This is a genomic window from Pseudomonas sp. LPB0260 (assembly GCF_013388395.1).
The window spans coordinates 5,653,592-5,678,155 of the sequence record NZ_CP058247.1 but is presented as its reverse complement, the minus strand read 5'-3'; the positions used below and the strand labels follow the sequence as shown (position 1 = coordinate 5,678,155).

General features: G+C 65.6%; 23 protein-coding genes and 1 pseudogene. 4 read left to right on the top strand and 20 right to left on the bottom strand.

Annotated features, from left to right (window positions below; all coding sequences use genetic code 11):
- Positions 1–18: 18 nt before the first annotated feature.
- Both guaB and LPB260_RS25450 read right to left on the bottom strand, forming a co-directional pair.
- Positions 19–1,488 carry an IMP dehydrogenase gene (gene guaB, locus LPB260_RS25455; protein ID WP_208708670.1) on the bottom strand — a complete coding sequence of 490 codons (1,470 nt, stop codon included), beginning with the start codon at positions 1,486–1,488 and terminating at the stop codon, positions 19–21.
- Positions 1,489–1,621: 133 nt separating this feature from the next.
- Positions 1,622–2,173, bottom strand: coding sequence for a sugar ABC transporter ATPase (locus tag LPB260_RS25450; protein ID WP_208708668.1), 552 nt, complete (start codon positions 2,171–2,173; stop codon positions 1,622–1,624).
- A gap of 105 nt (positions 2,174–2,278) precedes the next feature.
- Here LPB260_RS25450 and xseA point away from each other — a divergent pair, with 105 nt between their 5' ends.
- The 4 genes and pseudogenes from xseA to leuA all read left to right on the top strand — a co-directional run bounded on the left by xseA (position 2,279) and on the right by leuA (position 7,952).
- Positions 2,279–3,658 carry an exodeoxyribonuclease VII large subunit gene (xseA, locus tag LPB260_RS25445; protein ID WP_208710161.1) on the top strand — a complete coding sequence of 460 codons (1,380 nt, stop codon included), beginning with the start codon at positions 2,279–2,281 and terminating at the stop codon, positions 3,656–3,658.
- A gap of 54 nt (positions 3,659–3,712) precedes the next feature.
- Positions 3,713–4,534: a peptidoglycan DD-metalloendopeptidase family protein gene (locus LPB260_RS25440; RefSeq protein WP_208708667.1), complete on the top strand. Its 822-nt coding sequence runs from the start codon at positions 3,713–3,715 to the stop codon at positions 4,532–4,534.
- A gap of 154 nt (positions 4,535–4,688) precedes the next feature.
- Positions 4,689–5,948 (top strand): mechanosensitive ion channel family protein, encoded by a 1,260-nt coding sequence (locus LPB260_RS25435; RefSeq protein WP_208708666.1) that lies wholly within the window; start codon positions 4,689–4,691, stop codon positions 5,946–5,948.
- Between the two features lie 334 nt (positions 5,949–6,282).
- Positions 6,283–7,952: pseudogene (gene leuA / locus LPB260_RS25430) on the top strand (2-isopropylmalate synthase).
- Between the two features lie 163 nt (positions 7,953–8,115).
- Here the strand turns inward: leuA and LPB260_RS25425 are convergent.
- The 18 genes from LPB260_RS25425 to LPB260_RS25340 all read right to left on the bottom strand — a co-directional run bounded on the left by LPB260_RS25425 (position 8,116) and on the right by LPB260_RS25340 (position 24,516).
- Positions 8,116–8,910: an amidohydrolase gene (locus tag LPB260_RS25425; protein ID WP_208708662.1), complete on the bottom strand. Its 795-nt coding sequence runs from the start codon at positions 8,908–8,910 to the stop codon at positions 8,116–8,118.
- Positions 8,898–10,046 (bottom strand): pyridoxal phosphate-dependent aminotransferase, encoded by a 1,149-nt coding sequence (locus LPB260_RS25420; RefSeq protein ID WP_208708660.1) that lies wholly within the window; start codon positions 10,044–10,046, stop codon positions 8,898–8,900. Before LPB260_RS25420 ends, LPB260_RS25425 begins: the two co-directional genes overlap by 13 nt.
- A 118-nt stretch (positions 10,047–10,164) precedes the next feature.
- Complete coding sequence (der, locus tag LPB260_RS25415) at positions 10,165–11,640, bottom strand: ribosome biogenesis GTPase Der (protein ID WP_208708659.1); 1,476 nt, start codon at positions 11,638–11,640, stop codon at positions 10,165–10,167.
- Positions 11,641–11,767: 127 nt separating this feature from the next.
- Positions 11,768–12,919: an outer membrane protein assembly factor BamB gene (gene bamB / locus LPB260_RS25410; protein ID WP_208708658.1), complete on the bottom strand. Its 1,152-nt coding sequence runs from the start codon at positions 12,917–12,919 to the stop codon at positions 11,768–11,770.
- Positions 12,912–13,556 carry a tetratricopeptide repeat protein gene (locus LPB260_RS25405; protein ID WP_208708657.1) on the bottom strand — a complete coding sequence of 215 codons (645 nt, stop codon included), beginning with the start codon at positions 13,554–13,556 and terminating at the stop codon, positions 12,912–12,914. The genes bamB and LPB260_RS25405 overlap by 8 nt, the downstream gene beginning before the upstream one ends.
- A gap of 41 nt (positions 13,557–13,597) precedes the next feature.
- Entirely contained in the window at positions 13,598–14,887 is a 1,290-nt protein-coding gene (hisS, locus tag LPB260_RS25400; RefSeq protein WP_208708656.1) for a histidine--tRNA ligase, read from the bottom strand.
- 34 nt (positions 14,888–14,921) lie between these two features.
- On the bottom strand, positions 14,922–16,034 hold the full coding sequence (gene ispG / locus LPB260_RS25395) for a flavodoxin-dependent (E)-4-hydroxy-3-methylbut-2-enyl-diphosphate synthase (protein WP_208708655.1): 1,113 nt from the start codon (positions 16,032–16,034) through the stop codon (positions 14,922–14,924).
- Position 16,035: 1 nt separating this feature from the next.
- A complete protein-coding gene (locus LPB260_RS25390; RefSeq protein ID WP_208708654.1) occupies positions 16,036–17,043 on the bottom strand; it encodes a RodZ family helix-turn-helix domain-containing protein in 1,008 nt (335 codons plus the stop codon).
- The gene (gene pilW, locus LPB260_RS25385; protein ID WP_208708653.1) at positions 17,040–17,801 is read right to left on the bottom strand and encodes a type IV pilus biogenesis/stability protein PilW; all 762 of its coding nucleotides are present in this window, start codon (positions 17,799–17,801) and stop codon (positions 17,040–17,042) included. Before pilW ends, LPB260_RS25390 begins: the two co-directional genes overlap by 4 nt.
- 13 nt (positions 17,802–17,814) lie before the next feature.
- Positions 17,815–18,963, bottom strand: coding sequence for a 23S rRNA (adenine(2503)-C(2))-methyltransferase RlmN (gene rlmN / locus LPB260_RS25380; RefSeq protein WP_208708652.1), 1,149 nt, complete (start codon positions 18,961–18,963; stop codon positions 17,815–17,817).
- 24 nt (positions 18,964–18,987) lie between these two features.
- The gene (gene ndk, locus LPB260_RS25375) at positions 18,988–19,419 is read right to left on the bottom strand and encodes a nucleoside-diphosphate kinase (RefSeq protein WP_208708651.1); all 432 of its coding nucleotides are present in this window, start codon (positions 19,417–19,419) and stop codon (positions 18,988–18,990) included.
- A gap of 100 nt (positions 19,420–19,519) precedes the next feature.
- Positions 19,520–19,720, bottom strand: coding sequence for a Fe-S cluster assembly protein IscX (gene iscX, locus LPB260_RS25370; RefSeq protein ID WP_208708650.1), 201 nt, complete (start codon positions 19,718–19,720; stop codon positions 19,520–19,522).
- 23 nt (positions 19,721–19,743) lie between these two features.
- A complete protein-coding gene (gene fdx / locus LPB260_RS25365; protein WP_208708649.1) occupies positions 19,744–20,082 on the bottom strand; it encodes an ISC system 2Fe-2S type ferredoxin in 339 nt (112 codons plus the stop codon).
- 2 nt (positions 20,083–20,084) lie between these two features.
- Positions 20,085–21,950 (bottom strand): Fe-S protein assembly chaperone HscA, encoded by a 1,866-nt coding sequence (hscA, locus tag LPB260_RS25360; RefSeq protein WP_208708648.1) that lies wholly within the window; start codon positions 21,948–21,950, stop codon positions 20,085–20,087.
- A gap of 52 nt (positions 21,951–22,002) precedes the next feature.
- Positions 22,003–22,524, bottom strand: a complete 522-nt coding sequence (hscB, locus tag LPB260_RS25355; RefSeq protein WP_208708647.1) for a co-chaperone HscB — start codon at positions 22,522–22,524, stop codon at positions 22,003–22,005.
- A gap of 7 nt (positions 22,525–22,531) precedes the next feature.
- Positions 22,532–22,855 (bottom strand): iron-sulfur cluster assembly protein IscA, encoded by a 324-nt coding sequence (gene iscA / locus LPB260_RS25350; RefSeq protein WP_208708646.1) that lies wholly within the window; start codon positions 22,853–22,855, stop codon positions 22,532–22,534.
- A gap of 12 nt (positions 22,856–22,867) precedes the next feature.
- A complete protein-coding gene (iscU, locus tag LPB260_RS25345; RefSeq protein WP_090239371.1) occupies positions 22,868–23,254 on the bottom strand; it encodes a Fe-S cluster assembly scaffold IscU in 387 nt (128 codons plus the stop codon).
- 47 nt (positions 23,255–23,301) lie between these two features.
- The gene (locus tag LPB260_RS25340) at positions 23,302–24,516 is read right to left on the bottom strand and encodes an IscS subfamily cysteine desulfurase (RefSeq protein WP_208708645.1); all 1,215 of its coding nucleotides are present in this window, start codon (positions 24,514–24,516) and stop codon (positions 23,302–23,304) included.
- Positions 24,517–24,564 lie beyond the last annotated feature (48 nt).

Below are 24,564 nucleotides of genomic sequence, written 5' to 3'. Positions count from 1 at the left end.
CATAGCAACTCTGTGGCGTTACCCAACACGGTAGTTGGGCGCTTCCTTGGTGATCTGCACGTCATGCACATGGGACTCGGCCATGCCGGCACCGGTGATGCGCACGAACTCAGGCTTGGTGCGCATCTCCTCGATGGTCGCGCAGCCGGTGTAGCCCATGGAGGCGCGCAGGCCGCCCATCAGCTGGTGGACGATGGCCGCCATGGCGCCCTTGTAGGGCACCCGGCCCTCGATGCCCTCGGGCACCAGCTTCTCGGCACCGGCGGAGGAATCCTGGAAATAGCGATCCGAGGAGCCCTGGGCCTGGGACATCGCCCCCAGCGACCCCATGCCGCGGTAGGCCTTGTAGGAGCGGCCCTGGAACAGCTCGACCTCGCCCGGCGCCTCTTCGGTGCCGGCCAGCATGGAGCCGATCATCACCGCCGAGGCGCCGGCCACGATGGCTTTGGACAGGTCGCCGGAGAAGCGGATGCCGCCGTCGGCGATCAGCGGTACGCCGCTGCCGGCCAGGGCGGCGGCGACGTTGGCCACCGCGGAGATCTGCGGTACGCCGACACCGGCGACGATGCGCGTGGTGCAGATCGAACCCGGACCGATGCCGACCTTGACGCCGTCGGCGCCGGCCTCGACCAGGGCCCTGGCGGCGTCGCCGGTGGCGATGTTGCCGCCGATCACCTGGACTTCGGGGAAGTTCTGCTTGACCCAGCGCACCCGGTCGATCACGCCCTTGGAATGGCCGTGGGCGGTGTCGACGATGATCACATCGACCCCGGCGGCAGCCAGCGCGGCGACCCGGTCGCCGGTATCGGCGCCGGTGCCCACCGCGGCGCCGACGCGCAGGCGAGCCTGATCGTCCTTGCTGGCCAGCGGGTAGGCCTTGGCCTTCTCGATGTCCTTGACGGTCATCATGCCCTTGAGGTTGAAGCCGTCGTCGACGATCAGCACCTTCTCGATGCGGTGCTTGTGCAGCAGCTCGCGCACGGTCTCCTTGTCGGCGCCCTCCTTGACCGTGACCAGACGCTCTTTCGGCGTCATCACTTCACGCACGGTGGCGTCCAGGCGGTTCTCGAAGCGCACGTCGCGGGAGGTGACGATGCCCACCAGGTCGCCGTTGGACAGCACCGGCACGCCGGAGATGTTGTTCTGCCGGGTCAGCTCGAACAGGTCGCGAATGGTCGCGTCGGCCTCGATGGTGATCGGGTCCTTGACCACGCCGGCCTCGAACTTCTTGACCTTGCGCACTTCGGCAGCCTGCTGCTCGATGGTCATGTTCTTATGGATGATGCCGATGCCGCCTTCCTGGGCCATGGCGATCGCCAGACGGGCCTCGGTGACGGTGTCCATGGCGGCGGACAGCAGCGGGATATTCAGCTCGATGCCACGGGTCAGGCGAGTCTTGAGGCTGACATCCTTCGGCAGAACTTCGGAATAACCAGGAATAAGTAGAACGTCGTCGAAGGTAAGGGCTTCTTGACTGATACGCAGCATGGCGGGGGCTCCCAGACGGGAAAATTGGAAGCGCGCCATTATACCCAGGCGACCTCGTCCACTCAATGCAAAGAATGCACCGTAGGCTCAGGGGCGCCAGGCCGGGCGACGAGCTGCAGCCCCTGCCGGCTACTCACAGGTCGACGTGGACCTGCGCGACGGGATGACCGAGGCGCTCGGCGAACTCATCGAGAAAGCTCTGCCTGAACCCGGCGGCGCCCCAGCCGTTGAAGACGAAGCCCAGGTTGGAGAAGGCGCAAGGCTGCAGGAACAGGAAGCCGTTGACGTCGTCCTCATGGCCGCACTCCGGGCAGATGAAGTTGTCGGTGCGCCCGGGCATCCACTCCTCCAGGCTGTCGAACAGCGCCTCGCCGATTTCCTGGCGACACTCGGGGCAGCCGGCTTCCTCGAGAAAGTCCCTGGTCGGGGTATAGATGCAACGTTTGCTGACGATCTCCAGGCCATTGGCCGGGCGGTCGAAGGGCAGCAGCTGCGGGCGTTCGACCACCCGCCGCGCGCCGGGACCGATGGCATGGGCCATGCGATTGCCCAGGCCGCCGCAGGTGCTCAGCCGCTCATCGACTATGCCCTGCTGCACCAGCCAGCGGACGATCGCCCGCGCCCGCGCCTCATGCCCGGGAAAGCTGGATATACGCGGCACGAGGATGGTCTGTTGTTCAGCCATGGAGCGACCCACTCTGCAGGAAAGGCGCGCAGCTTAATGCCACTGGCGCAGCGGTCAAGGCCGGCGGCCTATGGCCGGCCCGGCAAAGCCTTTATCATGCCGGCCATGATCAAAGACCCCTTCCAGCGCCTGAACCTCGACCGCGAGGTGCTCAGCGTCAGCCAGCTCAACAACCGCGCCCGCCTGCTGCTGGAGGACGTGTTCGCCAGTATCTGGGTCGAGGGCGAGATTTCCAACCTGGCCAAGCCAGCCTCCGGGCACATCTATTTCACCCTCAAGGACAGCCAGGCCCAGGTGCGCTGCGCGCTGTTCCGGCAGAACGCCGCGCGGGTGCGCCAGGCACTGCGCGACGGCCTGGCGGTGAAGGTGCGCGGCAAGGTCTCGCTGTTCGAGGGGCGCGGCGACTACCAGCTGATCCTCGATGCGGTGGAGCCGGCCGGCGACGGCGCCCTGCGCCTGGCCTTCGAGGCACTGAAGGAAAAGCTCAGCGGTGAAGGCCTGTTCGCCGCCGAGCGCAAGGTTGCCCTGCCCGCCCACCCGCGGCGCATCGGCATCGTCAGTTCGCCCACCGGCGCGGTGATTCGCGACATCGTCAGCGTGTTCCGCCGCCGCGCGCCGCAGGTCGAACTGACCCTGATCCCCACCGCTGTGCAAGGCCGCGAGGCTACTGGACAGATCGTTCGAGCCCTGCAACTGGCCGACCGCCGGGGCTTCGATGCGCTGATCCTGGCGCGCGGTGGCGGCTCCCTGGAAGACCTCTGGAGCTTCAACGAAGAAGCGGTGGCCCGCGCCATCGACGCCTGCGCCACCCCCATCGTCAGCGCCGTGGGTCACGAGACCGACGTCTCGATCAGCGATTTCGTCGCCGACGTGCGGGCACCGACGCCTTCGGCCGCCGCCGAGCTGCTGGCGCCCGACTCCAGCGAGCTGGTGCAGCGCCTGCACGGCCTGCAGCGTCGCCTGCTGCTCTACATCAAGGGCCGCCTGGCGCGCGAACACATGCAACTGGATGGCCTGCGTCGGCGCCTGCGTCACCCCGGCGAACGCCTGCGCCAGCAGGCGCAGCGCCTGGATGACCTGGAGATGCGCCTGCAGCGAGCCTTCACGCGCCAGCTGACCGCCCGCCAGGAACGCCTGGCGCGCCTGCAGACCCGCCTGGCCGGCCAGCACCCGGAACGCGCCCTGCAGCTCCTGCGCCAGCGCCTGGCCAGCCTCGCCGAGCGCCTGCCGCGGGCCATGCGCGAAGGCCTCAAGGAGCGCCGCCTGCAACTGCACAGCCAGATGCAGACGCTCAATGCGGTCAGCCCCCTGGCGACCCTGGGCCGCGGCTACAGCATCCTCCTCGACGAGCGCGGCCGGGCCATCCGCAGGGCAGGCGACACCCAGCCGGGCCAGCGCCTCAAGGCCCGCCTGGGCGAGGGCGAGCTGGACGTGCGGGTCGAAGACAACCATGTACAGCCGGCGACCCTGTCGCTGCTGGATTGACCCTTACCGATGGTGGATGAACAGCGCGTCAACCACCCTGCCCGGGAGTACACCATGCGCCTCATCCCACTGCTGATCACCCTCCTGCTCGCCTTGCCCACCCAGGCCGAGGGCTTCATCAGCCGCCTGCTGAACAAGCCCGTGCCGGGCGGGGTCGCCGTGGTCGATCTCGGCCCGGCCGCCACGGCGCCACGCGCCACCTACCAAGGCAAACCGCTGCTGGTGATTCACGAGGACGGCCAGCGCTGGATCGCCATCGTCGGCCTGCCCCTGAGCGTCCGCCCCGGCAGCCAGCAGATCGAGGTGGACGGCCGGCGGCACAGCTTCCAGGTCGGCGGCCGCGCCTATGCCGAGCAGCGCATCACCCTGAAGAACCAGCAGCAGGTCAATCCCAACCCGACCAACCTCAAGCGCATCGAGCGCGAGCTGGACGAACAGACCCGCGCCTATCGCCAGTTCAGCCCGCGCCAGCCGAGCAACCTGCTGTTCGACAGGCCGGTCGACGGGCCGCTGTCCAGCCCCTTCGGCCTGCGCCGCTTCTTCAATGGCGAGGAGCGCAACCCCCATTCGGGCCTGGACTTCGCCGCCGCGCGTGGCACCCCGGTCAAGGCGCCGGCGGCGGGCCAGGTGATCCTGATCGGCGACTACTTCTTCAACGGCAAGACGGTGTTCGTCGACCACGGCCAGGGCCTGATCAGCATGTTCTGCCACCTCTCGGCGATCGACGTGAAGCTGTGGCAGGAGCTGCCGCGTGGCGGCGTGCTCGGCAAGGTCGGCGCCACTGGCCGCGCCACCGGGCCGCACCTGCACTGGAATGTGAGCCTGAACGATGCGCGCATCGACCCGTCGATCTTTATCGGCGCCTTCAAGCCCTAGCTGCAATACCTCGCAAGACAGCGGTAACGGCAAACGCCGGCCCGCTTTGTTAAGGTGCGCCCTCGTCGCCCGCCTGCCCTCGACCTCCGCGCACTGAGCCAGACTCGAGGCGCTCGCCCTGCGCGGCCTTCACACGCAGCAAACGAGGATCGTCATGAAGCAACACTACGCCGCCACCCTCGAATGGCTCGAGCGCTACCCGCACCTGCACAGCCTGATCAGCCTGGGTCTGCTGGTGCTCGGCGCCTGGATCGCCAACTGGCTGGTCAAGCGCATCCTCCTGCGCGGCCTCTATCGCGCGCTCGAGGCCACGCCCCTGGGGCAGGACAAGGCGCTGTCGGAGTCGAAGATCAGCGCGCGCCTGGCCAACATAGTGCCGGCGCTGATTCTCTCCAGTGGCATCCACCTGGTGCCGCACCTGCCCGATGCCGCGGTGACCGTGGTCGACAACGTCTGCAGCGCCTTTATCGTGCTGACCGTGGCCCTGGCCATGAGCGGCACCCTGAGCCTGCTCAACACCCTTTACCAGCGCCGCCCGGACGCCCATCTCAAGCCGATCAAGGGCTACCTGCAGTTGCTCAAGATCGTGATCTTCGCCATCGCCGCGATCCTCATGGTCGCCAGCCTGATCGACCGCTCGCCGCTGATCCTGCTGTCCGGCCTCGGCGCCATGGCCGCGGTGCTGATGCTGATCTTCCAGGACACCCTGCTGTCGCTGGTGGCCAGCGTGCAGATCTCTTCCAACGACATCATCCGGGTCGGCGACTGGGTGGAGATGCCGCAGCTCAATGCCGACGGCGACGTCATCGACATCGCCCTGCACATGGTCAAGGTGCAAAATTGGGACAAGACCATCACCAGCATCCCGACCAAGCGTTTCATCAGCGACCCGTTCAAGAACTGGCGCGGCATGCAGGAATGCGGCGGCAGGCGGATCATGCGCAACCTGTACCTGGACCAGACCAGCATCGCCTTCCTCGACCAGGAGCAGATCGAGCGCCTGGGGCGCTTCCGCCTGCTCAGCGACTACCTGCAAGACAAGCAGCGCGAGCTGCAGGAATGGAACGACGCCCTGGCCGACGCCGGCCGCGAGCCGGTCAACACCCGCCGCGTCACCAATATCGGCACCTTCCGCGCCTACGTGGAGCAGTACCTGCGCCAACATCCCGGGGTCCATCAGGAGATGACCCAGCTGGTGCGCCAGCTCAGCCCGACCGCAGACGGCCTGCCGCTGCAGCTCTATTGCTTCACCAACACCACCGCCTGGGCGCGTTACGAGGGCATCCAGGCGGATATCTTCGACCACATGCTGGCGATCCTGCCGGAATTCGGCCTGCGCGTGTTCCAGCATCCGAGCGGCTCGGACATGCGCGAACTGGGCCGCCCGCTGCCGCCGGCAAGCGCCTCCTCTTGAGCGCCCACCTGAGCCCCGGCCCCGGCCCGGGCACAGGCCGCCCCGGGACAAAAGCGCCGCGCAATCGGTCGGCATTCCAGCGCGCCTTCTCGCAACTGGCAACCAACATAGACACTCAAACGACGACTTCTGCCAATTTTTCAACAATGCTTGCCAGCATTTACCTCAAATAGGTAGGGTTGAAGCCATGAACGCTACCCATACCCTCATCCTGCTGCGGCAACACGCCAACCTCTGCCTGGTCAGCCAGCGACTGCGTGACTAACGCCCCCCCTTCCTGATCTTGCCGATATTGCCTGGCCCTTCAGCGGCCGCCGCCCACAAGGATTTCCCCATGAGCATGCTCAAAGACCCGTCCAGCAAGTACCGCGCCTTTCCCGCCATCGACCTGCCAGACCGCACCTGGCCGTCGAAGACCATCACCGCAGTGCCGGTCTGGTGCAGTTCTGACCTGCGCGACGGCAACCAGTCGCTGATCGAGCCGATGGACGCGCAGAAGAAGATGCGCTTCTTCAAGACCCTGGTGCAGGTCGGCATCAAGCAGATCGAAGTGGGCTTCCCCTCCGCCTCGCAGACCGACTTCGATTTCGTCCGCGAGCTGATCGAGGGCGGGCATATCCCGAGGACACCACCATCCAGGTGCTGACCCAGGCCCGCGAAGACCTGATCACCCGCACCTTCGAGTCGCTCAAGGGCGCGAAGAAGGCCATCGTCCACGTCTACAACGCCACCGCGCCCTCGTTCCGCCGCATCGTCTTCAACCAGGACAAGGCCGGGGTGGTGAACATCGCGGTGAATGCCGCGCGGATCATCAAGGACCTGGCCGAACAGCAGCCGGGCACCCAGTGGACCTTCCAGTACTCGCCGGAGATCTTCACCTCCACCGAGCTGGAGTTCGCCGTCGAGGTCTGCGACGCGGTGCTCGACGTCTGGCAGCCAACCCCTGAGAACAAGGCCATCCTCAACCTGCCGGCCACCGTGGAAGTGTCCACACCCAACGTCTACGCCGACCAGATCGAGTGGTTCTGCCGCCATATCAGCCGCCGCGACAGCGTGCTGATCAGCCTGCACACCCACAACGACCGCGGCACCGGCGTGGCCGCCAGCGAACTGGGCCTGATGGCCGGCGCCGACCGCGTCGAGGGCTGCCTGTTCGGCAACGGCGAGCGCACCGGCAACGTCGACCTGGTCAACCTGGCGCTCAACCTCTACACCCAGGGCATCCACCCGGGCCTGGATTTCTCCGACATCGACGCGGTGCGCAAGGTGGTCGAGGAGTGCAACCAGATCCCGGTGCACCCGCGCCATCCCTATGTCGGCGACCTGGTCCACACCGCCTTCTCCGGCTCGCACCAGGACGCCATTCGCAAGGGCTTCGCCCAGCAGGACCCGGATGGTGTCTGGGAGGTACCCTACCTGCCGATCGACCCGGCCGACATCGGCCGCAGCTACGAGGCGGTGATCCGCGTCAACAGCCAGTCCGGCAAGGGCGGCATCACCTACCTGCTGGAGCAGGAATACGGCATCAGCCTGCCGCGGCGCATGCAGATCGAGTTCAGCCAGGTGGTGCAGAAGGAAACCGACCGCCTGGGCCTGGAGATGAGCGCCGCGCAGATCTACCAGCTGTTCGATCGCGAATACCTGCAAGCCAGTGCGCCCTACACCCTCAAGGGCCATCGCCTGCAGGAAGAGAACGGCACCAGCGCGGTCGACGTGGAAATCGTCAGCGACGGCGAAAGCCAGCACTGGCGTGGCATCGGCAAGGGCCCCCTGGAGGCACTGGTGGCCGGCCTGCCGGTGGACGTGGAGATCATGGACTACTGCGAGCACGCCATAGGCGCCGGCACCAACGCCAAGGCCGCGGCCTATATCGAGCTGCGGGTCAATGGCGGGCGAGCCCTGCACGGCGTGGGCATCGACGAGAACCTGACCACCGCCAGCTTCCGCGCCCTGTTTAGCGCCCTTAACCGGGCCATGGGTCAGGCCGCCGAACAGGCCGCCTGATAGCGCGGACTGCACCAAAAACGCCGGGCTCTGCCCGGCGTTTGCTTATATAACGCAATCCGGATTACGGGCGCTGCGTATGCTGGCTGGCGCTGTCGCATCTGCTGCATGACTCGAGCGCAGCGTTGCCACTGGCTTGGGATATCGCTACGCCACACCCAGGCTATGGCTGCAGCTCGAAGGCATCGGCATCCAGATAGGCGGGGAAACGTTCGCGGTACGCGGCCAGATCGGCACCCGACAGGGCCAAGCGGTATACGCCAGCAGCGGCTTCGGCGTTGAGCAGGGTCTCGCCCTGGAAATCCAGCACCTGGCTGTCGCCGCTGTAGGCATGGCCCTTGCCGTCCTCGCCGACGCGGTTGACCGCCGCCACGTAGCACAGATTCTCGATGGCCCGCGCCGGCAGCAGGCGGTTCCAGTGGTGACGCCGCGCGGCCGGCCAGTTGGCGGTATAGAGCAGCAAGTCGGTGTCGCGCGGATCGCGGCTCCACACTGGGAAGCGCAGGTCGTAGCAGATCAGCGGACGGACCCGCCAGCCCTTGAGCTCCAGCAGCACTTGCTGCTCGCCGGCGGCGTAATGCTTGTGCTCGCCGGCCATGCGGAACAGGTGGCGCTTGTCGTAGTGCGCCAGCGAGCCGTCCGGGCGCGCCCAGAGCAGGCGGTTGCGGTAGCTGCCGTCGGCCGCCTGGATGATCAGGCTGCCGGTGACCACCGCCTGCAGGCGGCGGGCCTGCTCCTGCAGCCAGACAGTGCTGGGACCGTCCTCGGGCTCGGCCAGGCTGGCCGAGTCCATGGTGAAGCCGGTGCTGAACATCTCCGGCAGCACCACCAGATCGGCGCCAGCGGCCTGTTCCAGCAGCGCCTCGAAGTGCGCCCGGTTGGCGGCCGGATCGTGCCAGGCCAGTGCACTCTGCACCAGGGCCAACTGCAGGTCGGGTAACGCCGTCAGATCGCGCATAGCTTCTCCGCGGCCTGGCGCAGGGTGTCCTCGCGCTTGGCGAAGCATAAGCGCACCAGGCGCAGGTCCTTGGGCGGCTCTTGGTAGAACACCGACACCGGGATGGTCGCCACACCATGCTCGCGGGTCAGCCACTCGGCCATGGCGACATCGTCCAGGTCATCACGGATCGCCGAATAGTCGGCCAGCTGGAAATAGGTGCCGGGGGCGCGCTGAAAGCTGAAGCGCGAGTCCTTGAGCAGGTCGCAGAACAGGTCGCGCTTGGCCTGGTAGAAGGCCGGCAACTCCTCGACATGCTCGGGGTGCTCGGCCATGAAGTCGGCCAGCGCCCACTGCAGCGGCGTCACTCCGCAGAAGCTCACGTACTGGTGCACCTTGCGCAGCTCGGCGGTGAGCGCCGGCGGCGATACCACGTAGCCGGTCTTCCAGCCGGTGACGTGATAGGTCTTGCCGAACGAGCTGACCACGAAGGCGCGCTGGTACAGCTCCTCGTGGGCCAGCACGCTGGCGTGCCGGGCGCCGTCGAACACCAGGTGTTCGTAGACCTCGTCGCTGACCAGGTAGATGTCGCGGTCGCGGATCAGCGCGGCCAGGCGGTCCAGGTCGGCGCGGGAAATCAGCGCGCCGCTGGGGTTGTGCGGGCTGTTGAGGATGATCAGCCGGGTCCTGGGGCTCAGCGCGTCGGCCAGGCGCTGCCAGTCGATGGCGAAATCCGGTAGCGCCAGGGGCACGTGCACGCAGCGGCCGCCGGCCAGCTCCACCGAGGGCTCATAGCTGTCGTAGCAGGGGTCGAAGACGATGACCTCGTCGCCCGGGTGGATCAGCGTCTGGATGGCGCAGAAGATCGCCTGGGTGGCGCCCGGGGTGATGGTCACCTCGCTGTCCATGTCGACCGTGCGGCCATAGCTGCGGGCGATCTTCGCCGCCACCTGCTCGCGCAGCGCCGGCAGCCCGGCCAGCGGTGCATACTGGTTGTGGCCGGCGGCAATGTGCCGGCCGACCGCGTCGCGCAGCGCCTGGGGGCCGTCGAAATCGGGGAAGCCCTGGGACAGGTTGAGGGCGCCGGTCTCGGCGGCGAGCTGGGACATGCGGGTGAAGATGGTGGTGCCGACAGTCGGCAGCTTGCTGTTGAACATGAGGTCTTCCTGCTGATCACCGCGAACGGCTGGCGGTGCCGATGAGCCAGGATAGCCGATCGACCGGACACGAAAAAGGCGCCCGCAGGCGCCTTCCGTTCGAGCCGGACGGGCAGAATCAGCGCTTCTTGTCCTTGCGCTTCTTCTCGGCCTTCTTGTGGTGGCTCATCAGCCGGCGCTTCTTGTTGACCTGACGGTCGGTCAGAGTGTTCTTCTTGTCCTCGTAGGGGTTCTCGCCGCCCTTGTACTCGATGCGGATCGGCGTGCCGACCAGCTTGAGCACGCGCCGGTAGGTGTTCTCCAGGTAACGCGAGTAGGCGCGCGGCACCGACTCGACCTGGTTGCCGTGGATCACGATCAGCGGCGGGTTGGCGCCGCCGAGGTGGGCGTAGCGCAGCTTGATGCGCCGGCCATTGACCAGCGGCGGCTGGTGCTCGCGCACCGCGTCCTCGAGGATCTGGGTCAGGCGGCTGGTGGGCCAGCGGGTGATGGCCGACTGGAACGAGGCCTGCACCGACTTGTACAGGTGGCCGACGCCGGTGCCGTGCAGCGCCGAGATGAAGTGGATGTCGGCGAAGTCGACGAAGAACAACCGGCGCTGCAGCTCGGTCTTCACGTAGTCGCGCTCGCTCGGCTCCATGCCGTCCCACTTGTTCAGGGCGATGACCAGGGCGCGGCCGCTTTCCAGCACGAAACCGAGCAGATTGAGGTCGTGGTCGACCACCCCTTCGCGGGCGTCCATGACGAACACCACCACGTTGGAGTCCTGGATCGCCTGCAGGGTCTTGACCACCGAGAACTTTTCCACCGCCTCGAAGATCTTGCCGCGACGGCGTACGCCGGCGGTGTCGATCAGGGTGTACTTCTCGTCGTCGCGCTCGAAGGGGATGTAGATGCTGTCGCGGGTGGTGCCGGCCTGGTCATAGACGATCACCCGGTCTTCGCCGAGCATGCGGTTGACCAGGGTCGACTTGCCGACGTTGGGCCGGCCGATGATCGCCAGCTTGATGCCGTCCTTCTCGCTCGGTCCGGGAATGCGCTTGGCTTCCTCGCCCTCGGCGACCACTTCGAGTTCCTCGCCTTCCTGCGGCTCGCCCTCGTCCTTGGGGAAACCGCCGAGCACCGCCTCGAGCATCTGGCTGATGCCGCGGCCGTGGGCGCCGGCAATGGCCAGGGCCTCGCCCATGCCCAGGGGGCTGAACTCGGCGCGAGCCAGGTCGGGGTCGAGGTTGTCGACCTTGTTGATCACCAGGAAGCTGTGCTTGTTACGCTTGCGCAGGTGCTCGCCGATCATCTGGTCGGAGGCCGACAGCCCGGCCCGGGCGTCGACCAGGAACAGCACGGCATCGGCCTCTTCGATGGCCTGCAGCGACTGCTCGGCCATCTTCGCGTCGATCCCCTCCTCGTCACCGGAGATGCCCCCGGTGTCGATGACGATATAGGTGCGCCCCTGCCACTTGGCTTCGCCGTACTGGCGATCGCGGGTCAGGCCGGAGAGGTCACCGACGATGGCGTCGCGGGTCCTGGTCAAGCGGTTGAAGAGGGTGGACTTGCCGACGTTCGGACGACCCACCAGGGCAATTACGGGAACCATTAGGCTCTCCACTACGTTATTTCAGAAAATACAAAGGCCGCTGCCAGGGCAGCGGCCGAATTCACAACTGGGGCCGCCCCGCTGCACGGCGTCGCCATGCAGCATAGCCAAGCCCTCTAGCGCTCGGTCACTTGATGGTCAGCGCGACCAGTTTGCCACCGTTGCCATAGGCGTACAGCCAGTTGCCGACCACCAGCGGGCGAGCGCGCAGGCCGTCGCTGTCGATCCGCTTGCGGCCGACGAAGCGACCATCGACCTGGCTGATCAGGTGCAGGTAACCCTCCAGGTCCCCGAAGGCGACATAGCTGGAGAACACTTCCGGCGCCGACAGTTGGCGACGGGCCAATGCATCGTTGTTCCACAGCGCCGAGGTGCTGCGCTCGTCGATGCCTTCGACGCTGCCGTTGGCTAGGCTGACGTAGACGTTGCCGAAGCCCTGGGCCACGCCGACCGAGCTGGACGCCTCGCGCTGCCAGAGCACGCGGCCGCTCTCCAGCTCCAGCGCCGCCACGCGGCCCTGGTAGCTCACGACATAGAGCGTGCCGCCGGACAGCAGCAGGCCACCGTCGATGTCTACCACCCGATCAAGCTCCGAGCGCCCCTGGGGAATCGCCACGCGCTGCTCCCAGACCGGCAGGCCGCGCTGGGTGTCGATGGCGATGACCTTGCCACTGGACAGCCCGGCAATCGCCAGACGGTTGGTCAGCACCGGGCTACCGGTGCCGCGCAGGGTCAGCACCGCCGGGGTGTTCTCGAAGATCCAGCGCTGATTGCCGGTGTCGGCATCGAGGGCGATCAGGCGATCGTCCTGGGTCTGCACCAGCACCACGTCGCCGTTGACAGCCGGCGCCGCCAGCACTTCGCTAGTCACCCGCGAGCGCCATTTCTCATCGCCGCTGGACGCGTCCAGGGCAATCACCTCGCCCTTCAGCGTACCCAGCAGGACCAGGCCATAGCCGGCGCCGACCGCGCCGGAAACCGGGGCGTCGAGTTCTTGCTTCCAGAGCACCTTGCCGCTCAGGCGGTCGAGCGCCATGACCAGGCCTTCGACGTCGGCGGCAAAGATGCGCTCGCCGTCGACGGCCGGAACCAGCATGTTGAAGGTGTCACCCTGGCCTTCGCCAATCGAGCGACTCCACTCCTCCTGCAGCACCACCTCTTCCTCGAAGTCGGTGAGTTCGGCCGGCGGCAATTCCTTTTTACTGTTGCTGCTGCAACCTACGGCCAGAACGGCCAGGGCCAGCAGTGCGGCATTCTTCCAGCGCATCACGTCACGCATCCCCTTTTGCCAGGTCGTCGAGCTTCATCTGTAAACCGCCCACGGCGGCGTCCTCCGCCAATGCGGCCTTGGCCTTCAGGTAGGCGGCATGGGCCTCATCGTCGCGCCCGAGCTTGGCCAGCAGGTCGCCCTTGAGCTCCTCGCGGCTGGCCAGATAGGCCGCAGCGGCGTCACCCTCGAGCAGCGCCAGCGCATCTTCGGTCTTGTCCTGCGCGGCGAGCACGCTGGCCAGACGCTGACGGGCCAGCTCTTCCAGGGTCTTGTCCGCCGGCTGATCGACGATCGCCTGCAACTCGTTCGCCGCGTCGTCCAGCTTGCCGGACTCGACCGCGACCTTGGCGACGAACAAGCTGCCGTACTGGGCGTACTGGCTGCCGCCGAATTCACTCTTGAGCTGATTGCCCAGCTCGACGACCTTGGCCGCGTCGGGCTCGCCACTCGGATTGAGTGCGGTTTCCAGCAGCTGCTGGTAAAGCATCGAGGCGTTCTGCGCCTGGCTACTCTGGTATCGCTCCCAGCCCTGCCAGCCGAATACCGCCACCAGGGCCAATAGCGCGCCGGTGAGCAACGGCATGCCGTTGCGCTGCCACCATTCCTTGATCAACGCCAGCTGTTCTTCTTCGGTACGCGATTCCACCCCAATACTCCTGTTCGCTAAATCGGCGTGTGCTTGATGCTTTAAGCCTGCTCGAGGCAGGGTGCCAGGCGCTCGACCAGAGCATCCCAGGCAATAGTCTGCTGCTCGCCCTGGTCGCGCAGCGGCTTGCAACCTACCACTCGCTGGGCCAGTTCGTCTTCACCCAGGACCAACGCATAGAGCGCGCCGCTCTTGTCGGCCTTCTTCAGCTGGCTCTTGAAGCTGCCGCCGCCGGCGTTGACCTGCAGGCGCAAGCCCGGCAGCTGGTCGCGCAGGCGCTCGGCCAGGGCCAGACCGGCCAGCTCGGCCGGCTCGCCAAAGGCGCACAGGTAGACATCGACCTGACGGGCGATCTCCGCTGGTACCTTGCCCAGCGTCTCGATCAGCAGCACCAGGCGCTCGATGCCCATGGCGAAGCCCACGCCCGGCGTCGGCTTGCCGCCCATCTGCTCGACCAGGCCGTCGTAACGGCCACCGGCACAGACCGTGCCCTGGGCACCGAGGCTGGCGGTGACCCACTCGAACACGGTCTTGCTGTAGTAATCCAGGCCGCGCACCAGCTTGGGATTGATCACATAAGGAATGCCGGCAGCATCCAGGCGCGCCTTCAGGCCCTCGAAGTGGGTGCGCGAGTCCTCGTCCAGATAGTCCGCCAGCTTGGGCGCATCGGCCAGCAGCGCCTGGGTTTCCGGCACCTTGCTGTCGAGTACGCGCAGCGGATTGCTGGTCAGGCGGCGGCGACTGTCTTCGTCGAGCTGATCGGCGCGCGCCGACAGGTAGTCGACCAGCGCCTCGCGGTAGACCGCGCGGGCTTCGCTGGTACCCAGGCTGTTCAGCTCCAGGGTCACCGCATCGCGGATCCCCAGCAGGCCCCACAGGCGCCAGGTCAGCACGATCAGCTCGGCGTCGATGTCCGGACCGTCGATGTTGAACACTTCCACGCCGATCTGATGGAACTGGCGATAGCGGCCCTTCTGCGGGCGCTCGTGACGGAACATCGGGCCGATGTACCAGAGCTTCTGGGTCTGCCCGCCACCAGCCAGGCCGTGCTCGAGCACCGCCCGCACGCAGGCCGCGGTGCCTTCCGGACGCAGGGTCAGGGAGTCGCCGTTGCGATCATCGAAGGTGTACATCTCCTTCTCGACGATGTCGGTGACCTCGCCGATGGAGCGCTTGAACAGCTCGGTGAACTCGACGATCGGCATGCGGATCTGCCGATAGCCGTAGCCATCCAACAGACGCGCCACCTTGTCCTCGAAATAACGCCAGAGGGGGGTCTGCTCGGGCAGGATGTCGTTCATGCCACGAATGGCTTGCAGGGACTTGCTCAATTCTATTCCTTAGCTGTTACGGGTGCGCGAAGGCTCAGCTGCGCACGATCAAGGCGGCGTCTGCGGCGACCTTCTCGGCCGCCTTCTGGCGGATCAGCCGCTCCAGCTCATCCACCAGATTGTCGTTGGTCAGTTTCTGTGCCGGTTTGCCGTCGATATACACCAGGTTGTTCGGCGTGCCGCCGGTCAGGCCGACATGTGCTTCCTTGGCCTCGCCCGGGCCGTTGACCACGCAACCGATCACCGCCACGTCCAGCGGCACCAGCAGGTCTTCGACGCGCGATTCCAGTTCGTTCATGGTCTTGACCACATCGAAGTTCTGCCGCGAGCAACTCGGGCAGGCGATGAAGTTGATCCCGCGCGAACGCAGCCGCAACGACTTGAGGATGTCGAAGCCGACCTTGATCTCCTCCACCGGGTCGGCGGCCAGGGAGATGCGGATGGTATCGCCGATGCCCTCGGCCAGCAGCATGCCCAGGCCCACCGCCGACTTCACCGTGCCGGAGCGCAGGCCGCCGGCCTCGGTGATGCCCAGGTGCAGCGGTTGCTCGATCTGCTTGGCCAGCAGGCGATAGGCCTCCACCGCCATGAACACGTCGGAGGCCTTGACGCTGACCTTGAAGTCCGGGAAGTTCAGGCGGTCCAGGTGTTCGACATGGCGCAGCGCCGACTCGACCAGGGCCTGGGGCGTCGGCTCGCCGTATTTCTTCTGCAGGTCTTTTTCCAGGGAGCCGGCATTGACCCCGATGCGGATCGGAATGCCCTTGTCCCGCGCGGCCTCGACCACGGCACGGACGCGATCCTCGCGGCCGATATTGCCGGGGTTGATGCGCAGGCAGTCGACCCCCAGCTCAGCCACGCGCAGGGCGATCTGGTAGTCGAAGTGGATGTCGGCGACCAGCGGCAGGGCGACCTGCTGCTTGATCTTGCCGAAGGCCTCGGCGGCGTCCATGTCCGGCACCGAGACGCGCACGATATCGGCACCCGCCTCTTCCAGGCGGCGGATCTGTGCGACCGTCGCGGCGACATCATTGGTATCGGTGTTGGTCATGCTCTGCACCGAGATGGGCGAATCGCCGCCCACCGGTACCGAGCCGACCCAGATCTTGCGCGACTGACGCCGCTTGATCGGTGATTCGCAATGCATGTTATTGCCCACCCAGTTTCAGGCGCGCGGTTTCGCCGGTTGTGAAGGGCGCCACATCGACCGCCTGGCCGTTGTAGGTGACTTGGGCGCCACGGGCAAACCCCAGGCGCAGTTCGAGCGGCGCCTTGCCAACCAGCCGCAGGCTGTCGCCGGCACGCTTGAGTGAGCTGACCAGGATCTTGCCATTGGCATCGGTCAGCTGGGTCCAGCAATCGGCGGAAAAGCTCAGCTCGACGACGCCTTCGCCGGCCGCCGCCACGGGCGGCTGCTCGGCGGCGGATGCCGGCGCGACCGGCTCGCCGGGGGTCGGTGCCACCGCCGCCTGCGGCGCAGGTTCGGCTGGACTCGGCGCCGGCGCGACTGGCGCCGCCACAACCGGCTCGGCCAAGCCCGCATCGCCGTTCGACTCGGCCGCCGACTCATCGGTCTGCGGTGCCGGCTCGAGCGCGGTAGCGGACAGATTGAGCTCGCTGGGCTGCTGGGCCTCGGCTACCGCCTGGTCTTCGGGTTCGTCCAGCACATGGATCTGGGTGGTACCGTCGGCGCCTTCCACTTCGACATGTTCGAAGCTGCTCGCCGGCTCCTCAGCCGCCCGCTGGGCCTGCTCCTGCCACCAGTACAGGCCGGCCCCGGCCAGGACCACCAGCACGGCCAGCACGGCGAAACGCAGGATGTGCTGCGAGTGGCTCAATGGTTGTTCGATGCGGCCGAGGCTGTGCACGCTGCTGCCCGCCGCGTTGCTGCCGGTGAACTGATCGAACTCCAGCACCAGGCGCGCCTGGTCCATGCCCAGCAACTTGCCATAAGCGCGGATGTAACCGCGGGCGAAGGTGTGCCCCGGCAACTTGTCGAAGGCACCGTCTTCGATCTGCCCCAGGCGCTGGGGCGTCAGGTTGAGCTGCGCGGCCACCTCGGCGATGCTCCAGCCCTTGCTTTCGCGGGTGATGCGTAAGGATTCGCCGGGATTGACCTGCTGGGCCACTGCTTCTTCGGAATGCGCCGCTTTCATCTTTGCTCCGACAGGTATTGCTGATATTCCGGGGTCCCCGGATAAAGACGTTTCAACTGCAGGCCGAGGCTGGCCGCCTGGTCGCGGTCCTCGAAGATCGCCGCCAGGCGGGCCCCCAGCAACAGGCTGCGAGCACTCTGCTCGGCCAGTGCGCTGTAGCTCTCGTAGTAGCGGCGCGCCGGCACGTACTGCCGATCCTCGAAGTGCAACTGCGCCATCTCCAGCAGCGCCCGCGGTTGGCGACTGTCGAGCCGCAGCGAACGCTCGAAATAGGTTTTCGCCTGCTCGCGCTGTTTGAGCATCATGGCGGTCAGACCGAGGTTCTCGAACACCCGCGAACGCTCCGGATAGAGATTGTCGCGAGCCGCCTCCTGGTAGCGCTGCAGCGCTTCCTCGTAGCGTTTCTGCTCGAACAGGAAGCTGCCGTAGTTGTTCAGCAGACGGGCGTCATCGCCGCGCTGCGACAGCGCCTTGCGATAGTGCTCATCGGCCAGCTTGGGTTCCATCTCGATCTGAAACACCAGGGCCAAGGCCGCGTGGGCGTCGGCACTCGAAGGATCGAGGGCCAGGGCCTTCTTCAGCGGCACCTTGGCACGCCCGCTGGCGCCTTGCTGGAGATAGCCGAGACCCAGCTGCACATAGGCATCACGCGCCTCGTCGCGCCCCTTATCGGTTCTCATCGGGTCGACATCGCCAGTCGATACGCATCCGGCCAGCAGGCCGGCGAACAACAAGAACAGCGCTGGGCGCAGGGTCATGGGTTTCCTCTCTTCAGGTTCGATCGGCGGCGGATGGCGAAGCATCCGCCTCGCTGCTCAATTCGCGCACGGCGATATAACGCGCACTGCGGCGGGTACGATCCATGACCTGACCGACCAGCTGACCACAGGCGGCGTCGATATCCTCGCCACGGGTGGTGCGCACCGTGACGTTGTGCCCGGCCTTGTGCAGCAGGTCCTGGAAACGGCGGATGGCATTATTGCTCGGCCGTTCGTACCCAGAGTGGGGAAAGGGATTAAACGGAATCAGGTTGATCTTGCAAGGCACATCCTTGAGAAGTGCGATCATTTCCTCAGCATGAGCCGGCTGATCGTTGACATCCTTGAGCAGGGTGTACTCGATGGTCAGCACGCGCTTCTCGCCGAGACGCGACACGTAGCGCTTGCAGGCTGCCAGCAACATGTCCAGGGGGTACTTCTTGTTGATCGGCACCAGCTGGTTGCGCAGTTCATCGTTCGGCGCGTGCAGCGACAGGGCCAGCGACACGTCGATGACCTCGCCCAGCTTGTCGATCATCGGCACCACGCCGGAGGTGGACAGGGTCACCTTGCGCTTGGAGATGCCATAACCGAGGTCGTCCATCATGATCTTCATGGCGGCGACCACGTTGTCGAAATTCAGCAACGGCTCGCCCATGCCCATCATCACCACGTTGGTGATGGCGCGATCGATCTTCGCCGGCACGGAGCCGAAAGACTTGTTGGCGATCCACACCTGGCCGATCACTTCGGCGGCAGACAGATCGCTGTTGAAACCTTGTTTGCCGGTGGAGCAGAAGCTGCAGTCCAGGGCACAGCCAGCCTGGGAGGAGACGCACAGGGTGCCACGCCCGCCCTGGGGAATGTACACGGTCTCGACGCAACTGCCGGACGCCACCCGCACGACCCACTTGCGAGTGCCGTCGGTGGAAATGTCTTCGCTGACCACTTCCGGACCGCGAATCTCGGCACAGGCCTTGAGCTTCTCGCGCAAGGCCTTGCCCACATTGCTCATGGCATCGAAGTCATCGACGCCAAAGTGGTGAATCCATTTCATCACCTGGCCGGCACGGAAGCGCTTCTCCCCGATGTTCTCGAAGAACTGCTCCATTTCTGGCTGGGTCAGACCCAGCAGGTTGATCTTGCCGGTAGCTTCAGTCATGGCTTCACCCTCGCATGGTTCGCCTTAGCGAATGCGTGCGCACACTTCGGTGGAAGCGAAGAAGTAGGCGATCTCGCGAGCGGCGGAAGCCTCGGAGTCGGAGCCGTGCACGGCGTTCTCGTCGATGGACACGGCGAAGTCGGCGCGGATGGTACCGGCGGCAGCTTCCTTCGGGTTGGTGGCGCCCATCAGCTCGCGGTTCTTGGCGATGGCGTCTTCACCTTCCAGCACCTGGACGATGACCGGACCGGAGGTCATGAAGGCAACCAGGTCCTTGAAGAAGCCGCGCTCGCTGTGCTCGGCGTAGAAGCCGGCGGCTTCGCGCTCGGACAGCTGGACCATCTTCGAAGCGACGACACGCAGGCCGGCTTTCTCGAAACGGGTGGTGATCTCACCGATGACGTTCTTGGCAACGGCGTCGGGCTTGATGATGGAGAAGGTACGTTGAACAGCCATGAAAAACTCCAGAAACAGGGATTAAAGCGAAAAATTAAACCCGCGAATTATACGCGGGTTCCGGTTAAATGCGTAGGGCGGCGCCGGCTCGGCGCCCGGCTCAGTCGATCTCTTCGAGCCAGGCGGCCTGGATCGCCTCGAGGACCTTCTCGCCGCCGCGCTGCGGATCGTCGGAGAACTCCGGCAAGTCCAGCACCCAGCGGTGCAGATCGACGAAGTTCACGTAGCGCGGATCGACTTCGGGCTTGGCTTCCGCCAGCTGGATGGCGATCTCCAGCACATCGGTCCATTTCAGACTCATGACCTGCTCCTTCACTAAAGGGTTCAGTGACCTTCGGAAACCTGGTTAATGGTGTACTTGGGAATCTCCACCACCAGATCCTGATCCGCCACCACCGCCTGGCAAGACAGCCGCGAATTGGGCTCCAGACCCCAGGCCTTGTCGAGCATGTCGTCCTCCAGCTCGTCGGACGGTTCCAGGGAGTTGAAGCCCTCGCGGATCACCACGTGACAGGTGGTGCAGGCACAGGACTTCTCGCAGGCATGCTCGATATCGATGCCATGGGCCAGGGCGGCATTGAGCACCGTCTCGCCCGATTCCACCTCGATGACCGCACCCTCGGGGCAGTGCTCGGCGTGGGGCAGAAAAATCAACTGCGGCATGCTTATTCCTCAATCTCGTTAAGACTACGGCCGGCCAACGCGGCCTTGACCGTGGCATCCAGGCGACGCGCGGCGAAAGCGTCGGTCAACTGGGTCAGGCGCTTGGTCTGCTGCTCGATGGCCAGGCCATCGTTGCCCGCCATCAGCTCACGCAACTCGTCCATCTGCGCCTCGATCGCCAGGCGCTCGTCGGCGCTCAACAGGCGCTCGCCATCGGCCTCCAGGGCCGCCTGCACGGCCTCGAGCAGGCGCTGGGCATCGACCTGCTGCTCACGCAGAACCCGGGCCACCTTGTCGTCGCTGGCATGCTGGAAGGAGTCCTGCAGCATGCGCGCGATCTCGCCATCGGTCAGGCCATAGGACGGCTTGACCTGGATGCTCGCCTCCACCCCGGACGCCAGCTCGCGAGCCGACACCCCGAGCAGGCCGTCGGCATCGACCTGGAAGGTCACGCGGATCTTCGCCGCGCCGGCCACCATGGGCGGAATACCACGCAGCTCGAAGCGCGCCAGGGAGCGGCAATCGCCGATCAGCTCGCGCTCGCCCTGCAGCACATGGATCATCATGGCCGTCTGGCCATCCTTGTAGGTGGTGAATTCCTGGGCGCGCGCCACTGGAATGGTGGTGTTGCGCGGGATCACCTTTTCCATCAGGCCGCCCATGGTCTCCAGACCAAGGGACAGCGGAATCACATCCAGCAGCAGCAGCTCTTCACCCTCGCCGCGCTGATTGCCAGCCAGGGTGTCGGCCTGGATCGCCGCGCCGATGGCGACCACCTGGTCCGGGTCGATATCGGTCAAGGGCTCGCGGCCGAACATTTCGCTGACGGCCTGACGCACCCGTGGCACTCGAGTCGAGCCACCGACCATGACCACCGCCTCGACCTGCTCCAGCTCGATGCCGGCATCGCGCACGGCGCGCCGACAGGCCTTGAGGCTGCGCGCCACCATGGGCTCGATCAGCGCATCGAACTGCTCACGACTGAGCACGCCACGCCAATCACCATGACTCAGCTCCACCTCGGCGTTGGCGCTCAGCGCCTCTTTCGCCGTACAGGCGGTGCTGAGCAGGCTGCGCTGGGCACCGGGGTCGAGGTCGGCGGACAAGCCGGCCTGCTCGACTATCCAGCCAGCGATGGCGTGGTCGAAGTCGTCGCCACCCAGGGCGCTGTCGCCGCCGGTCGCCAGCACCTCGAACACCCCGCGGGTCAGGCGCAGGATGGAGATATCGAAGGTACCGCCACCCAGATCGTAGATCGCCACGACCCCCTCGGCCTGCTGGTCCAGGCCATAGGCCACGGCGGCCGCGGTCGGCTCGTTGAGCAGACGCAGCACATTCAACCCGGCGAGGCGCGCGGCATCCTTGGTCGCCTGGCGCTGGGCCTCGTCGAAGTAGGCCGGCACCGTGATCACCGCGCCAACCAGCTCGCCACCCAAGGCCTCTTCGGCGCGCTGACGCAACACCTTGAGAATATCGGCGGACACCTCGACCGGACTCTTCGGCCCCTGCACCGTCTCGATGAAGGGCATGTGCGACTGGCCGTCGACGAAGCGATAGGGCAACTGTTCGCCCAGCTGCTTGACGTCTTCCAGGCCGCGCCCCATCAGGCGCTTGACCGACAGCACGGTGTTCAGCGGATCGCTGGAGGCGGCCGCCTTGGCGGCCTCGCCCACTTCGATTCGATCGGGGTGATAGCGCACCGCGGACGGCAGGATGACCTGGCCATCGGCGTCCGGCAGGGGTTCGGAGAGGCCACTGCGCAGGGCAGCGACCAGGGAATTGGTGGTACCCAGATCGATCCCCACAGCCAATCGACGCTGGTGTGGCTGGGGGCTCTGTCCGGGCTCAGCGATCTGCAGTAAGGCCATGATTAATAAATGCTTATCTGGATTTCAGGTGCACAGCCGAGCTGCGCAAGCGTTAGTCGTCGAGGCGCTCTTCCAACTGGCGCACCTCATGGGCGAGCTTGTCGAGAAACTGCATCCGGCGCATCAGGCGCTCGGCTTCCTCGCGCCGCACCGGATCGTCCCAGCAGCCGGCAAAGCTTTCGTTCAGCTCGTCCTGAGCGACCTTGAGGCGCCGCTTGAACGCTGCCACCCCCGCCAGATCGGCGCTGTCCTGCAGATCCTCGAGCTCTTCGCGCCAGTGCATCTGCTGCATCAGGAAACCCGGATCCTGCACCGTGACCTCCAGCGGCAGCTCGGGGCCGCTCAGGGTCAGCAGGTAGCGCGCTCGCTGCGGGGCATGCCTGAGCGTCTGGTAGGCCTCATTGAGACTCGCGGAGCGCTCCAAGGCCAACCGCTGCTCGCGCTCGGAGGCGTCGGCGAATCGATCCGGATGGACGGTGCGCGCCAACTCGCGATAACGCGCACCCAACTCGTCGAGGTCCAGACGGAAACTCGGCTTCAGGTCGAACAGGGCAAAATGACAAGGACTTCCCACAAGCGCCTCAGATGTTGAAGCTCTCGCCGCAGCCACATTCGCCGCGCACGTTGGGGTTGTTGAACTTGAAACCCTCGTTCAACCCTTCCTTGACGAAGTCCAGCTCGGTGCCATCGAGATAGACCAGGCTCTTCGGATCGATGATCACCTTGACGCCGTGACTCTCGAACACCTGGTCTTCGCTGGCCGGCTCATCGACGAACTCCAGCACATAAGCCAGGCCGGAACAGCCGGTCGTACGCACACCCAGGCGAATACCCTCGCCCTTGCCGCGCCCCTCGAGGGAGCGGCGCACGTGCTGCGCGGCAGCTTCGGTCATGCTGATAGCCATCGACATACCTCCTTAGAGCAAACCTTTCTTCTGCTTGTAGTCGCGCACGGCCGCCTTGATGGCGTCCTCGGCGAGCACCGAGCAGTGAATCTTCACCGGCGGCAGGGCCAGCTCTTCGGCCAGCTGGGTGTTCTTGATGGTCTCGGCCTCATCCAGGGTCTTGCCCTTCATCCACTCGGTAGCGAGGGAGCTGGAGGCGATGGCCGAACCGCAGCCATAGGTCTTGAACTTGGCATCTTCGATGACGCCCTGCTCGTTGACCTTGATCTGCAGACGCATCACGTCACCGCAGGCCGGCGCACCGACCATGCCGGTACCGACGCTGGGGTCTTCCGCGTCCATCTTGCCGACGTTGCGCGGGTTTTCGTAATGGTCGATGACCTTTTCACTGTATGCCATGCTGCTATTCCTCTCTCATCAGGTGCCGCTCTTCGGCAGCTCGCTAGTTAGTGTGCTGCCCACTCGATCTTCGACAGATCGACACCGTCCTTGTACATGTCCCACAGCGGCGACAACTCGCGCAGCTTGGTGACCGCCTCGCGTACCTTCTGCGCGGCGTAGTCGACTTCTTCCTCGGTGGTGAAGCGACCGAAGGTGAAACGGATGGAGCTGTGCGCCAATTCGTCGTTGCGGCCCAGGGCGCGCAATACGTAGGACGGTTCCAGGGAGGCCGAGGTGCACGCCGAGCCGGAGGAAACCGCCAGGTCCTTGAGCGCCATGATCAGCGACTCGCCTTCGACATAGTTGAAGCTGAGATTGAGATTGTGCGGCACGCGGGCCGTCAGGCTGCCGTTGACGTACAGCTCTTCCAGGCCATCGACCTGGGCGAAGAAGCGGTCACGCAGGGCCAGCACACGCTGGTTTTCCTGGGCCATTTCTTCCTTGGCGATACGGAACGCCTCACCCATGCCGACGCACTGGTGCGTGGCCAGGGTGCCGGAGCGCATGCCACGCTCATGGCCGCCACCGTGGGTCTGGGCCTCCAGGCGCACGCGCGGCTTGCGGCGCACGTACAGCGCACCGACGCCCTTGGGGCCGTAGGTCTTGTGCGCCGAGAAGGACATCAGGTCGACCTTGAGCTTCTCCAGGTCGATTTCCACCTTGCCGGTGGATTGCGCGGCATCCACATGGAACAGCACGCCGCGCGAGCGGGTCAGCTCGCCGATGGCGGCGATGTCGTTGATCGTGCCGATCTCGTTGTTCACGTGCATGATCGACACCAGCACGGTGTCATCGCGCAGCGCCGCCTCGACCATGGCCGGGGTGATCAGACCATCTTCGCCGGGCTCGATGTAGGTGACCTCGAATCCTTCGCGCTCCAGTTGGCGCATGGTGTCGAGGACCGCCTTGTGCTCGATCTTCGAGGTGACCAGGTGCTTGCCCTTGCTGCTGTAGAAATTGGCCACACCCTTGATCGCAAGGTTGTCGGACTCGGTGGCACCGGAGGTCCAGACGATCTCGCGCGGATCGGCATTGACCAGCTCGGCGACCTGACGGCGAGCATTCTCCACCGCTTCTTCGGCCTTCCAGCCGAACACGTGGGAGCGCGAGGCCGGGTTACCGAAGTTGCCATCGACCAGCAGGCACTCACTCATCTTCTGGGCGACACGCGGGTCGACCGGCGTGGTGGCGGAATAATCGAGGTAAATCGGAAATTTCATTGACTCTCTCCTATCAGGTCTCGGACCTCGCAGCCCGGCGCCCTTGCA